At 70.8% G+C, this 13,673-nt stretch carries 11 protein-coding genes and 2 pseudogenes; 4 read left to right on the forward strand and 9 right to left on the reverse strand.

Annotated elements, in window-relative coordinates; genetic code table 11:
- Positions 1-69 precede the first annotated feature (69 nt).
- Entirely contained in the window at positions 70-582 is a 513-nt protein-coding gene (gene msrA, locus ACFY0P_RS03025) for a peptide-methionine (S)-S-oxide reductase MsrA (protein WP_388906615.1), read from the forward strand.
- A 154-nt stretch (positions 583-736) separates the two neighbouring features.
- On the opposite strand, the gene ACFY0P_RS03030 is transcribed toward msrA, so the two are convergent.
- The 4 genes from ACFY0P_RS03030 to ACFY0P_RS03045 form a co-directional block, all read right to left on the reverse strand.
- Positions 737-1,717, reverse strand: a complete 981-nt coding sequence (locus ACFY0P_RS03030; RefSeq protein ID WP_388906618.1) for a threonine/serine dehydratase — start codon at positions 1,715-1,717, stop codon at positions 737-739.
- A gap of 46 nt (positions 1,718-1,763) precedes the next feature.
- Positions 1,764-2,294 (reverse strand): hypothetical protein, encoded by a 531-nt coding sequence (locus ACFY0P_RS03035; protein WP_388906620.1) that lies wholly within the window; start codon positions 2,292-2,294, stop codon positions 1,764-1,766.
- Between the two features lie 701 nt (positions 2,295-2,995).
- Positions 2,996-5,431, reverse strand: coding sequence for a SpoIIE family protein phosphatase (locus ACFY0P_RS03040; RefSeq protein ID WP_388906622.1), 2,436 nt, complete (start codon positions 5,429-5,431; stop codon positions 2,996-2,998).
- Positions 5,432-5,685: 254 nt separating this feature from the next.
- Positions 5,686-5,820: a hypothetical protein gene (locus ACFY0P_RS03045; RefSeq protein ID WP_388906625.1), complete on the reverse strand. Its 135-nt coding sequence runs from the start codon at positions 5,818-5,820 to the stop codon at positions 5,686-5,688.
- Between the two features lie 65 nt (positions 5,821-5,885).
- Between ACFY0P_RS03045 and ACFY0P_RS03050 the strand changes: the two genes are divergently transcribed.
- Positions 5,886-6,851, forward strand: coding sequence for a DUF1152 domain-containing protein (locus ACFY0P_RS03050; RefSeq protein WP_388906627.1), 966 nt, complete (start codon positions 5,886-5,888; stop codon positions 6,849-6,851).
- Between the two features lie 139 nt (positions 6,852-6,990).
- Here ACFY0P_RS03050 and ACFY0P_RS03055 read toward each other — a convergent pair.
- The 3 genes and pseudogenes from ACFY0P_RS03055 to ACFY0P_RS03065 all read right to left on the reverse strand — a co-directional run.
- Positions 6,991-7,335, reverse strand: a pseudogene (locus ACFY0P_RS03055) (DUF4291 family protein); the annotation flags it as partial.
- Positions 7,336-7,354: 19 nt separating this feature from the next.
- A complete protein-coding gene (locus tag ACFY0P_RS03060; protein ID WP_388906629.1) occupies positions 7,355-8,638 on the reverse strand; it encodes an ATP-binding protein in 1,284 nt (427 codons plus the stop codon).
- Between the two features lie 124 nt (positions 8,639-8,762).
- Positions 8,763-9,625 (reverse strand): annotated as a pseudogene (locus ACFY0P_RS03065) (sterol carrier protein domain-containing protein); the annotation flags it as partial.
- A 193-nt stretch (positions 9,626-9,818) separates the two neighbouring features.
- On the opposite strand from ACFY0P_RS03065, the gene ACFY0P_RS03070 reads away from it, so the two are divergent.
- Entirely contained in the window at positions 9,819-9,962 is a 144-nt protein-coding gene (locus tag ACFY0P_RS03070) for a hypothetical protein (RefSeq protein WP_388906631.1), read from the forward strand.
- Positions 9,963-10,224: 262 nt separating this feature from the next.
- Positions 10,225-11,745 (forward strand): lysyl oxidase family protein, encoded by a 1,521-nt coding sequence (locus ACFY0P_RS03075; protein WP_388906633.1) that lies wholly within the window; start codon positions 10,225-10,227, stop codon positions 11,743-11,745.
- Positions 11,746-12,125: 380 nt separating this feature from the next.
- On the opposite strand, the gene ACFY0P_RS03080 is transcribed toward ACFY0P_RS03075, so the two are convergent.
- On the reverse strand, positions 12,126-12,725 hold the full coding sequence (locus ACFY0P_RS03080; RefSeq protein WP_388906635.1) for a hypothetical protein: 600 nt from the start codon (positions 12,723-12,725) through the stop codon (positions 12,126-12,128).
- A complete protein-coding gene (locus ACFY0P_RS03085) occupies positions 12,706-13,299 on the reverse strand; it encodes a DUF4291 domain-containing protein (protein ID WP_388906639.1) in 594 nt (197 codons plus the stop codon). The genes ACFY0P_RS03080 and ACFY0P_RS03085 overlap by 20 nt, the downstream gene beginning before the upstream one ends.
- Positions 13,300-13,673 lie beyond the last annotated feature (374 nt).

Consider the following 13,673-nt stretch of genomic DNA (forward strand, 5'->3'; position numbering starts at 1 on the left):
ATCGGACGCCGCCGGTGTGCGAGCCGAGGAGCCCGGGCGACCGGGCCGACGAGTATTGGAGGGGCCGCGATGACTGTGCAGACACAGAGGGCCGTGCTGGCAGGCGGATGTTTCTGGGGCATGCAGGACCTGATCCGCAAGCAGCCGGGGGTGACGGCGACCCGGGTCGGCTACACCGGGGGTGACGTGGCGAACGCGACGTACCGCAACCACGGCACGCACGCGGAGGCCATCGAGATCCTCTTCGACCCCGAGAAGACCGACTACCGCACTCTCCTGGAGTTCTTCTTCCAGATCCACGACCCGAGCACCAGGAACCGCCAGGGCAACGACATCGGTCTCAGCTACCGCTCGGCGATCTACTACGTGGACGACGAGCAGAAGCGGATCGCCGAGGACACCATCGCGGACGTGGACGCCTCCGGGCTGTGGCCGGGCAAGGTCGTCACCGAGGTGGAGCCGGTCGGCCCCTTCTGGGAGGCCGAGCCCGAGCACCAGGACTACCTGGAGCGCTACCCGGACGGCTACACCTGCCACTTCCCGCGCCCGGGCTGGAAGCTGCCCGTCCGCGCGGAGGGCTGAGCACGAGACGGCCCGGCACCACGTGGAAGCCCCCTGCCCGGGGTTCCGCGGCCGGGCCGTGTCATGACGCGGACAGCCGGACGAGGTCGTCGACGCGGGGGAGGCGGCCGGCACGATCACCGGCGGATGCGGGCCGCGGTGTCCTGCGCAGTGGTCAGGACTTGCGGCCGGGAGCCGTACCGACCCAGCGGTGGTAGGCGTCCAGGTCGACGTTGCTGCCGCACACGATGGTGACCACGTGCCGGCCGGCGAAGCGGTCACGGTCCTCGAGGATCGCCGCGACGCCGAGCGCGGCCGACGGCTCCACGACGAGGCCGGCGTGGTGGAGCAGCATCCGCATACCGGCGATGATCGACTCCTCCCGGACCAGGACGGCGTCGTCGACGACCAGGAGAAGGTCGTCCAGGACGGCCGGGAGGGGATACCGGCCGGCGACGCCGTCGGCGATGGTGTCGGCCGATTCGGTGGTGACGACGCGCCGCCCGCGCCACGAGTGTGTCATCGCCGGCGCGCCCAGCGGCTGCACGCAGATCACCTCGACCCCGGGCGCCGCGGCCTTCACCACATGACCCACACCGGTGGCCAGCGCCCCGCCGCCGAGAGCGATCAGGACGGTGTCGAACGACCGCGCGGTGTCGACCAGTTCCAGGCCGATGGTCGCCGCGCCCTCGCAGGTCTCGATGTCCAGGCTGTCCTCGACCAGCCGGATGCCGTCGCGGCGCGCGATGGCCGCCGCCCGCTCGCGGGCCATCTCGTGATCGCCGTCCACCAGTTCGAGCCCGGCGCCCAGCGCGCGGATCCGATCGAGCTTGGCCACGGTCGCGAAGCGCGAGGCCACGACGGTCACGTCGAGCCCGCGGCCGCGACCGGACCAGGCGAGGGCCTGACCCAGATTGCCCGCGCTCGCGCACACCACGGCCGGCGACCCGTGCTCGGCGAGCAGGCTCGCGACCACCTCGGTGCCGCGGGCCTTGAAGCTGCGGACCGGGTTCGCCGTTTCGAGCTTGATGCTCACCGCGCACCCGAGGCCGGGCTCCAGCGCCTCGCAGCGGTACAGCGGAGTGTCCAGGAAAACCGGGTCGATCATCCGGCGGGCCGCCCGGATCCGAGCAGTGTCGAGGCGCGTCCCCTGCATGACACCGCAGCGTAGCGCCGCCGGCCCGGCCGGAGATGCCGGGGCGTCACATGTCCCGGCAGGCCCTGGCCTTGAACCGGGCCACGGGGACGACGACTGCGGATTCGTCGCCGTCGTCCGAGACGTTGTCGTACAGGACTTCCCCCGGAGCGAGCCGGTCCCGGTCGGTCAGGGTGAAGGAGACGTTGCTCGCCGACCAGGAGTTGTCCTTGGTCCAGCCGTACAGGGCATAGGTGGTCCTGGCGGTGAGCGGAGTGAGAGCACGGGTCGTTCTCCAGCCGGCGGCAGGAGAATCGAGGGGCCAGGTGACGAGACCGGCCTTGAGGGGGCGGTCGGACGTCCATGAACCGACCGTCACCGTCTTGTCGGTGTCGGCGCTGTCCACGTAGAGGGTCGCGCCGTCGATCTGATGCCCGCAGATCATCATGACGCCGAGCAGATGCCCGTCGCTGGTCACGGAGATACCGGCGACGGCGTCGATGGGGACCGTGCAACCGGAGGTCGCGGCCAGGGCCACCCCGGCCACGAGAGCACCGGCAAGGCGCCGGAACACCGGCCGTGAAGTGGTCGGCCGCATGGCTCCCCCCTGCCCGGAGGTCGCGCGCGGGCCCCCTGTCCCCGGATGGTAGGGGCGAGCGTCGTCGGGTGGCAGCGCCGCCACCCACCCGATGCACGCTCGTTGCCGCCCCGTGGCCGCCCGGCCGCGCCGGCCCGGCACGGTGCCGACCGCCCTACGCCTGAACCCCGGTCACCGCCCGGCGGCGATCTCCTCGCAGCCAGCGGCAAGGCGCTCGAAGGCATCCCGGACCTGTCCGGTTCGCGGCGATTTACCTTGATCGGGTAAGGGGTTGTTGCCAAGCCTTGGGCACTCAACTCCAGCGAGGACGTCGTGCATCAAGAGCTCCCGCTTCCCGGTCCTCGGCGCTCACGTGTCAGGGGATTCGTCCGCGCTGTCGCGGCCGTCGCCCTCGTGACCATGACCGCCGCGACGAGTCCCCTCGCCGCGGACGCCCGGACCGCGGCGGACCCGGCAGCCGTGGGCCGTGAGTGGAACGCCGTCGCCACCGACACGATCAAGACCAACCTCGGCCCACGCCCCCACCCGCACGGCGGACGTGGCCGGCTCCCGGGCCGGCACCCACGTGGCCGCCTGGGCGCTGGACCACTACGTCCGGCCGGTCGCCAGGAACGGCACCCAGCCGTCCTCGCCGCCGGCCCGGCGGTGGCAGCCGCTCCAGGGACGGTCCTCGCGGGCAGCGGGCAGGCCGATCGCCGGTGTCATGCGGGCGGCAGAGGCTGCTCCGTCCAGACCGTCTTGCCGTCGTGGGTGTAGCGCGTGCCCCATCGATCCGTCAGCTGCGCGACCAGGAAGAGCCCGCGTCCGCCCTCGTCCGTGCTGAGCGCCCGCCGGAGGTGCGGCGAAGTGTGGCTGGTGTCGGACACCTCGCAGATCAGGGAGTGCGTACGGATGAGGCGCAGGGTGGCGGGGCCGGCCGCGTACCGGTAGGCGTTGGTGACGAGCTCGCTGGCGACCAGCTCGGTGGTGAAGGTCAGTTCCGGCAGCCCCCATTCGGTCAGCTGCGCCGTGGTCAGCTCCCGGGCACGGGCGGCGGAGGTCGCTTCCAGGGGCAGCTGCCACGAGGCGACGTTCTGCGGTTGCAGCACCCGGGTGCGGGCGATGAGCAGCGCGATGTCGTCGATGGGCCGGTGGCCCTTGGGCAGCAGCGCTTCGACCACGGTGTGGCAGATCTGGTCCAGGGGCTCGGCGACGTGGGTGAGACACGTGTGCAGGTCCTTCAGCGCGGCGTCCACGTCGCCGTTGCGCGCCTCCAGCAGACCGTCGGTGTAGAGCGTGAGCAGGCTGCCCTCGGGGAGGTCGAGTTCGTACGTCTCGAACGGCAGTCCGCCCAGGCCCAGCGGCGGACCCGCGGGCAGATCGAGCACGCGCACCTCGCCGTCCGGGGTGGACACCACCGGCGCCGGGTGGCCGGCGCGGGCCAGGGAGCAGCGCTGGGAGACCGGATCGTAGACCGCGTAGAGACAGCTGGCGCCGAGCGCCTGTTCGATCGTCGACTGGTTGCCTTCGGCGTTCGCCTCCACCTCGGCGGCCAGCAGGCTGACCAGGTCGTCGAGCCGCGCCACCACCTCGTCCGGTTCCAGGTCGAGGCTGGCCAGGGTACGCGCGGCGGCCCGCAGGCGGCCCATCGAGGCCGCGGCGTGGATGCCGTGACCGACCACGTCACCCACGACGAGGGCGACCCGGGCCCCCGACAACGGGATCACGTCGAACCAGTCGCCGCCGATGCCCGGCTCACCGCTGGCGGGGAGGTACCGGCAGGCCACCTCCACGGCCGGCAGGTCGGACGCCACGCTCGGCAGCAGACTGCGCTGAAGGGTCAGAGCGGCGCTCTGCTGCTGGGTGAAGCGGCGCGCGTTGTCGATGCAGACGGCCGCCCGCGAGGAAAGCTCCTGGGCCACCGCGGCGTCGTCGTCCTCGAAAGGCTCCGAATGGCGCGACCGCCACAGGCTCACCACGCCCAGGACGAGGCCGCGCGCGACCAGGGGCACCGCGATCAGCGAATGGACACCGAGACCCGAGGCGATCTCGATCCGCCGCCGGTCCATGGCGTACCACTCGGGGCGCAGGGACAGCAGCCCCTCGAGGACGGGGCGACGCTCGGCCAGGCACCGCGCCTGCGCGGAATCCGGGAGCAGCGGGACCACATCGCCCTCCTGGAACGGGGCGCGGTGTTCCGGCGGCGCGAGCGCGGCCCGGAGCAGCGGACCTACCGCACCGGGCGCGGGTTCGTCACCGAGCGTCACCGGTTCGAGGAGGTCCACCGAGCAGTAGTCGGCCAGGCCGCGGACGGCCACCCCGGCCATCTCCCGGGCGGTCTGTGCCACGTCCAGCGAGGTTCCGATCAGGCCGCTCGCCTCGTTCAGCAGGGCGAGTCTGCGTTGCGCCCGGTGGCGGTCGGTCACGTCCTGGATCGTCTCCGCCACGCCGAGCACCCGGCCCGAGGGGTCTTCCATCCGGAACGCCGAGACGGACACGACCCGCTCCCGGCCGGGGTCGTGCCGTGCCCGGGCGGACTGCTCGGTGAAGATCAACGGCTCGCCGGTCTCCAGGACGTGCCGTACCCGTTCATCGGTCGGGCCCGCGTCCTCGTCGACCATGAACTCGCGGGGGTGGTGGCCCACCGGCGCCTCGGCCGGGACGCCGCTCGCCTTCTCGACCGCGCGGTTGACCCGGATCACCGTCCTGTCCGGGCCGTAGGTGACCAGACCGATCGGGGAGCGGCGGTACAGGCCGTCCAGCAGCGCACGGTCCCGTTGCCAGGCGATGACCTCCGCGGCCGGGGCACCGACCAGCACCCACTCCTGACCGCCCCCCTCGCGGGTGATCGCACGGGCCCGGAAACCCATGTCCACACGGTGTCCGTCACGGTGCCGGACGGGCAGCACACCGAACCAGCCCCCCGCCTTCACGGCGTCCACGACGACGGACCGCACGACCGGCAGGTCACCGGCGTCGACCAGGAGGTCCTGCCAGGCCCCGCCGAGCACTTTTCCGGGCGGGTAGCCCAGCAGTTCCTGTGCGCGTGCGCTCCAGCCGACCACGACGCCTTGCTCGTCGAGCACGGCCGCGGCGGCCCGCCCGAGGGCGAACGGATCCTCAGGACTCTCGCTGAAATGCGTCGACGGCGTCCCCATAGCCACCACCTTGCCTCCGTGCCTTCGATGGTCCTCCCGGTGGTCTCCGTCCGCGACTCTCTCCCGGCCGCCCGGGCCGGACACCCCGGTCCGTCCCCGACGGGCCGCTCGGCTCGGCCCCGTCCCGCCGAGCCCGCGGCAGCCCGCCCGGTTCTCACCGAGGTACTGCTGGCGACTGAGGGTGCCCGCAAGGTTGCCGAGTCCTACGGCGTCCCGTATCCGCTCCGACCGCCGGCAGGCGTGGCATCGCCCCTCTATCGCGCGGCGGTGCCGTCCTCGCCGTCGATCTCGTAGATCCGTCCTCGAAGCCGTTCACCGGCCCGGTCCAGCCCGACGCCCAGGTCGAACCAGTGCCGATCCTTGCGGACCTCGGGCGCGGAGAGGTTCACCGCCGCCCAGGAGAACACCCCGAGGAACGGGGTCGGGACGCCGCGCCTCCTGTTAGCGTCCTGCGGTGATCTCTCTGGGGGAACCCGCGTTCTTCACCCGCCTGCGCGACGCGCGACGGGTGCTCGTCGCCGGTGCGGGCGGCGGTTTCGACGTGTACGCCGGGCTGCCGCTCGCACTCGCGTTGCGGTCGGCGGGCAAGGAGGTGCACCTCGCCAACCTGTCCTTCGCCGACCTGTACGGCCTGGACCTCGACGTGTGGGTGGACCAGGACGTCGCGGCCGTCGGGCCCGACACCCCCCTGCGCGGCGACTACTTCCCCGAACGGACCCTCGCCCGGTGGCTCGCGACGCAGGATCTGCCGTCGACCGTGTACGCGTTCCCGAGCATCGGGGTCGCTCCGCTGCGGGCGGCCTACCGGACGCTGATCACGCATCTCGGCGGTGTCGACGCGGTCGTGCTGGTGGACGGCGGGACCGACATCCTGATGCGCGGCGACGAGCACGGTCTCGGCACCCCGGAGGAGGACATGGCGAGCCTGGCCGCCGTGAGCGGGCTCGACGAGGTCCCGGACCGGCTGGTGGCCTGCCTCGGCTTCGGGGTGGACGCGTATCACGGCGTGAACCACTCGCTCGTACTGGAGAACCTGGCCGCCCTGGACCGGGACGGCGCCTATCTCGGGGCGTTCTCGCTGCTCGGGGCGGCGCGGGAGGGCGCGCTCTATCTCGACGCGGTGGCGCACGCCCAGCGCCACACCGCGAGCCACCCGAGCATCGTGAACGGATCCGTCGCCGCCGCCGTGCGCGGCGACTTCGGCGACGTCCGGTTCACGGACAGGACCAAGGACGGCGAGTTGTTCGTCAACCCGCTGATGGCCCTGTACTTCTGTGTGGACCTGCCCGGACTGGCCCGCCGCAACCTCTACCTCGGTCTGCTGGAACGGACTTCGCTGATGCGGCAGGTGAGCTCCGTGATCGAGGAGTTCCGCACCACACTGCCCCGCCAGCGTCCGCCGCGGGCATTCCCGCACTGAGCCTTCCCCGGCAGACCACAGCGCGGACAGCCGGTCCCTACCGAGGCCGCTGCGCATCCCGCCGCCTCCGCGACGCCGATCGGGCGGGTGCCGCAGGTCCCGGCGAACCTCGGCTGCCATGGGGCCCGTCGGCCGCGGGTTGCCGTGGATCCCACTGCAGGCGAGCGGGCGCACGCTTCAATTGACGCTGCCAGGTGGCTCGATCGGGGTGCACCCCGCGGACATGGCTCGACAGACACGCGTGGCGCAGCGCCCACTCGAAGCCGTCCCGGCTGATCTCGACAGCGAGAACGGTCTCCTGCCCCACCTTGGTATCCCAGCCGCAGCGGTACATCATCCACAGGAACGACGGCTTGATCCATGTCATCCTGTCGTGCTTCCACACGCCGGGGAGACGGCCCTCACGGGCAGTGGGCAGGCCGATCTGTGGTGAGTACGCCTGTTAGGCGGTGATCGTGGGCTCGTCGTAGGCCGCACGGATCACACGTAGCGGTTCTTCGAGGTCAGAGCCGGCTGTACTTGTCGATGTCCTCGGTGAACTCCTCGATCGTGTGCGGGGTGAGAGTCGGCCGGGTGTCACCGATGGCGGTCATGTAGTCCTCGGTGGTGGCCGCTCGCCCCTCGCGATGCGTGACCTCGTACTCGAACGCCGCCTGTGCACCCTTGCGGGCGGCGAATTCGATGTCGGCGGGGGTGAACAGCTCGCTGGCCTCGACCAGTTGGCCGAGATCCACCGAGTCGCCCGAGGCCTTGAGATAGCGGGCCCAGATCGCCGCGCGGGCGGTGGGGTCCGGCGGGCCGATGGGGATGACGTGGTCGAACCGGCCCGGCCGCAGGAACGCCGCGTCGAGGGAGCGCACCGAGTTGGTGGCGCAGGCCAGCAGTCGCGCGTCGTGCTCGCGGAAGACGGGGATGAGCTTGAGCAGTTCGTTGGTCACTCCGTGCCCGGGGTCGACCGCCTTCCCGGAGCGCACGCCGGCGATCTCCTCGACCTCGTCGATGAAGAGCAGCACGGAGTCCAGTTCCGCCAAGTCCGCAAAGGCCTCCCGCAGCGCCACGGCCAGTCCCTCGCTCGTGTCGGCCGCGAGCCGGGAGGGGAAGAGTTCCACGAACGGCCAGCCGAGCCGCGAGGCCACCGCCTTGGCAAAACTGGTCTTCCCGGTGCCGGGCGGGCCGAACAGGATGATCGACTTGGGCGGTACGACACCGTAGCGGTCGGCCAGTGCCGGCTCGGTCAGCGGCAGTACGACACGGCGCTCGACGATCTGCTTCTCCCGCTCCATGCCGGCCATGGCGTCCCAGAGGCCCTCGGGCAGCACGCGGCCGCCCAGCGCGGCGAGGACGTCGGCGTTGGCGGTGCCGGGCGGTTCCAGCTTCTCGTAGTAGGTCAGGTCGGTCCGGGACTGGTAGCCGGAGTTCTCCAGAGCCTTCGTCCCCGCGGCACCGGCCGGCAGCAGGGCACTGACGTGGCGCACGCCCAGTGCCCGCAGGCGCCGTTCCAGCTCGGTGAGGAGCGCGCTGCCGATCCCGCGCTCGCGCCATCGTGAGGCGAGTGCCACCAGCAGGATCCAGCCCCGCTTGTCGTGGGCCTGCGCCACGGCCATGCCCACCAGTTGGCCACCGACCACCGCGACCACCGCCGTCTGACCGGCCTTGGCCGCGGCCATCACCTCGGAGACCGGAAACACCCGGTGTTCGTCGGCCTGGCGGCTCTGGTCCCAGATCTGGATGGCCTGGTCGAGATCGTCGTCGTGATAGTCACGCAGATGCCAAGCGGGCATCGCCATCACCTCACCCGGCGCGGAATTCCCATTGTCCCCTATGGGGTGCTTTATGGCGAATGTGGGTGACGCTCGGCCCGACGGGCGGCTACAGGCCGACGAGACCCGCGCAGCGCCGGCGAGCGCGCGGTCAGAACCAGTGCAGGCAGTGCGGTGCGCGGTCGGAGCGGAGCAGGGAGTCGGCGAGGGCGACCGCGCCCGGGTGGTGGGCCTGGATGTGTCCGGCACGTACGAGCGTGCTCGGGGCGGTGCCGCCGAGGTAGACGGAACCAGGTCGCGCACGCCCAGGGACAGGTCGGGCTGCCGGTCCGTGGGGACGCAGTCGGCCTTGCCGTCCCGGACGGTCAGCAGGTGACGGCCGTGTTCGCCGAGGAACGGATCGTCGACGTCGAGGACGATCTCGCCGTCCGTGAACCAGCCGCGCGCTGTCAGAGCGCGAGGGACGTCCAGCAGCCGCACCCAGAGCCAGTCGGTGTCGCCGCTCACCTCGCCGGCGCGGAAGTCCGCGAACTGCCAGCGCAGCGGGTGCCCGGGCGGGACGTGTTTGAACACGACCTTGGAGACCGGGTCGTGTCCGAGTACGGACCGGGCCAGTGCGGCGAAGACGGCGTCGTCGGTGACGACGGTCTCATCGACGGTCAGGGTGCCGGACTCGACCGAGTAGCTGGCGTACCCGTCCGGAACGCCTTCGGCGTCCCGGTGGACGGCGACGTAGCGCGACGCCGGCGAGATCGGGGGCTGCCCCGCGCGCAAGGCCCACCAGCGGTGCGGCCGGGACAGCGCGCCGGGCTGGGCGTGGCGGTACCGGTCGTAGACCTCTTCCAGAATCTCGCCGCAGCCGGCACGGGGCAGTACCTCGACCGAGCCGTCGTCCGAGCCGGTCGCCGGCGCTTCGGCCGCTGCGCGCGCCCGGGGAACGGCGAGGGCGGCCTGGTGGCGTGGCACCGTCAGCCGCGCCGTGTAGGTCGCCGGTCCGTAGCCGAACCTGCCGTAAGTTGCACGAGACCGCCGTTCATCTCAACTGGTCCACCACGTGATCGGGAATCCGTCGGCCGATCGGCCGGACGGGACAGGGAGACCACGCGGGGCCGCGGCCCACGGTCCGTCCTCGAGCCCGGCGTGATCCCGGTCCGCCTCCACGTCACCGACCCTGTCCAGGCAGCTGGCAGCCGAGAAGTGCTCCGACGTGACCTTGCTGGTCAACAACGCCGACGTCCTGACCGGCGACCCCCTGCCGACCGCGCCCGCCCCGGACGCCGCCCGTGCGGAGTCGGAGGTCAACTACTTCGGCACGTGCGCCATGTGCCGTGCCTTCGCCCGCCGCTCATAGGCAACGCGCCCGGCGCCATCGTCAGCGTGCTGTCCGTCGCGAGCTGGTTCACCAACCCCGCGATGGGCTCCTGCGGCTTCCGGGCGGGCGGTCGTCGATCACCGAGTCGACGATGGCAACGAGCGGACTTTTCAAGGCGACTTTCGGTTGCCAGGCAACCTGCGTCGACTTCTTACCCTTTTCACAGATGGCACACAAGCACCTTCTCCCGTGCCTGCAAGACGTGCACGACTCGTCCCGACCAGACGCAGAAAGAGCACCTATGACCAAGCACCACCCCAACGCCTTACGGCGTTCGGCGATCATCGCCGCTGCCGCCCTCACCGTCGGCGCCGCCGCAACCCTCGCCGCGCCCGGCGCGGGAGCGGCGACACCGGCGGGCACGCCGAAGCTCGAACTGATCGCCGCCACCCCCGCGGTGACCGTCGACCGATGGGAAGGCGAGCCGGGCATCTACCTGGACCTCGGCACCTACATCACGGTGGACGGGGGACCGTTCGAGCTTCGGGTGACGCGCAAGTCCTACAACGACCCTGTCGTCGCGTCGCAGGTGATCCGCTCCGGCGGCCGGACGGTGACCAAGACCCTGCCGAAGGGCCTGGTGAAGGACTTCTCGGGCCTGCCGGGCTTCCTCAAGGTCAGCATCAGCGACGAGTCGGGCGCGAAGAAGCTCGACACCACGCAGTCGTTCTGCCCGAACAACCGGGCGGGCCGGATCCGGCCGGATGCCCCGGCCACCTCGAAGTACCCCGACGGTTGCTCCGACAACGCGTTCGCGCTCGGAGGGGTGTGGGGTGTCGAGAAGGGCTGGGCGGCCGCCACATCCCAGGGCTTCCGTGGGGACAACCCGATCGACCTGCCGGCCGGCGTCTACACCGCGAAGGTGTCGGTGGCGAAGAAGTATCGCGACCTGTTCGGGATACCGGACAAGACGCAGACCATCAAGGTGACGGTCCGCCAGCAGGACTCCGGCGGAGGCCAGGGTCTGACCGGCGCCAAGCACGGGCAGAAGAGCGCGTCGAAGATCGCGAAGCCGGCCGCCAAACGCCCGGTCGGCAAGGCGGCCGTCGCCGCCGACATGCCCAAGCCCGACCTGCGCGCCCTTCCCGCGTACGGCATCGCGATCACCGACGGGGGCGAGGGCGGAGCGGGTGCCGTCGCCGGCAAGGACTACCTCGCCTTCAGCGCCACCGTCTGGAACGGCGGCCCCTCGCCGCTGGTCGTGGACGGGTTCCGCAAGCCCGGCGCGGAGAAGATGGACGCGTACCAGTACTTCTACGACGCCAAGGGCAAGCAGGTCGGGTACACACCCACCGGCACCATGGAGTGGGACCCGCGGGAGGGCCACCAGCACTGGCACTTCAGCGACTTCGCCAGCTACCGGCTGCTCGGCGCGGACAAGAAGGAGATCGTCCGCAGCGGCAAGGAGGCGTTCTGCCTGGCCAACACCGACGCCATCGACTACACGGTGAAGAACGCCAACTGGCACCCGTACAACACCGACCTCGCCACCGCCTGCGGTGAGGAAACCGCCGTCTCGGTGCGCGAGGTGCTCGACGTCGGCAACGGCGACACCTACAGCCAGTACCGGCCCGGTCAGTCCTTCGACGTCTCGGACCTGCCGAACGGCACCTACTACATCCAGGTCATCGCCAACCCCGACAACCGGCTCAAGGAGCAGAGCACGACCAACAACGTCACGTACCGCAAGGTCGTCCTCGGCGGCACGCCGGGCGCCCGCACGGTGACCGTGCCGAAGTACGGCCTCATCGACGCTCCCTGATCACCTGGCGGGCGGGGGCAGACGCCTCCGCCCGCTCCGGCGGGGCGCCGGACGCCGGTCGTACGGCACGACGCGTGTCCGCCGCTCCGCCACGGACCCGTTCTGCCCCGAACCCTTGAGTCCGAGCCCCCGCAGAGCAGGGGCAATCTGTGCGCGCATGATGGAGGCGAACACCTCCTGTGGCGCCCGTCCTTGGTGCGGAACCCCACACCTGGCGTGCCGGACGCGCCACGTTGCGTTGAGTCGCCCTGCCGATGGACTCGGCATGTTGGCGCCACCTAAGAATTTCATGGCGCCGATCATGGAACTCGGTTCGGTCCCCTCATCCTCCGGATGTCCAGCCGTCGTGGACTGAGCTGTGCGTCGCTCCGGCTGTTGCCTCAGAGGCCGGCCGGGTTGCCGGGCAGCCAGGCGCGGTGGGTGTCGCGTAGGCGGTCTCGTTCTTCGGGGCTCGTTGCGATGACGTCTGCGCCGCCGTCGTATGGATGGTGGATTCGGCTGAGTCCGGTGTCGGTGATGATCACTCCGCTGAGTACGTCGTCTGCCACTTCGCGGAGGATGTCGTCGACCGTGCCTGGCCGCCAGGGGCGGCGGTCGGCGTAGAGGTGCGTGTAGCTGTGGAGCTCGGGGTCGGGATCGTCGTCGTACGCGAGTGTCGTCCAACGGGCGCCTTGGGGGTGCACCCGGTGCCGCTCTGGCGGGAGCTCCGGTCCGCCCGGTTCCCAGGACCAGGCCACCGTGATGACGTAGACGTCGGTGCCTGCGAAGAGTTCGTCCAGGACCGTGTTGTACCGGTGGAGGGCGATGGCGTACTCGTTCCCGGTCTCCGGGTAGCGCTTCGAGCCCGGGAGGCTGTGGAAGCGCACCCAACGGTCGCTGTATGCAGTGCGCAGTTCGTGGGCGATGGGAGGCCCCTTGGGGAACCGGTGCTGCCACAGTGCGGACAGACGGATCAGGCCGTCATCCCCGTATATGGGCAAGGAACGCGTCTTCAACGGGATAGGGGTGTTCCTGGGGCAGCAGCCGGGCCGCGGAGGTCAGGTCGCCACCGTTGACGAGGGCGTGGATCTCGTGGGCGAGTGGTGTGACGTCCCGGATGGCGACCGTCCACTCGTCCGCGTAGCGTCGTGCGGCCTCACCGGAAAGGCCGAGTTGCAGAGATCGGTACGCCAGGGGCTGCAGGTGCAGATCCCGCTCGGGATCCCACTGCACGCGAGTGGGCGCCCGCTTCAACTGACGCTGCCAGGTGGCACGGTCGGCATGCACCCCGCGGGCATGGCTCGACAGACACGCGTGGCGCAGCGCCCATTCGAAGCCGTCACGGCTGATCTCGACGGCGAGAACGGTCTCCTGTCCCGCCTTGGTACCCCAGCCGCAGCGGTACATCATCCACAGGAACGACGGCTTGATCCACGTCATCCTGTCGCGCTTCCACACGGCGGGAAAACGGCCCTCGCGTACGGCGGGCAGGCCGATTTCCGGGGCGTACGCCTGATAGACGGTGATCGTGGATGCCGTGTGCAGTGCACGGATCCTGTGTTGCGGTTCGTCCATGACGTACAGGGTGCGGCCCCCCGATCCCTGCCAGCCATTCATTTTCGAACGCGGCCGTTGCCGTGCATGACGCCCTCAGGGCTTGAGAGTTCAGCATGATCTAGCAAGGAACCCCGGCCCCTTTAAGGGCTCGGGAGGAATTGCTTCTCAAGATAGGGGTGACCCGCGCTGGAGCACGGGTCCGCGCTGTTGGCCTCAGCCGGGACGCTTCTGGTTCTCGAACCGCGTCCTGATCAGCTCCAGGTGTTCCCTGAAGCTGAACTCACCAGCGCGACGATCACCGAACACGGCCACCGGCAAGCGGTCAGTCATCCGTGGGAGCCGGAGCGAGCCCCGTCGGGCACGAGGCGCCCCAGTCGGTCCTGAACGGGGTA

The organism is Streptomyces sp. NPDC001714 (genome assembly GCF_042892755.1).
GTDB lineage: Bacteria > Actinomycetota > Actinomycetes > Streptomycetales > Streptomycetaceae > Streptomyces.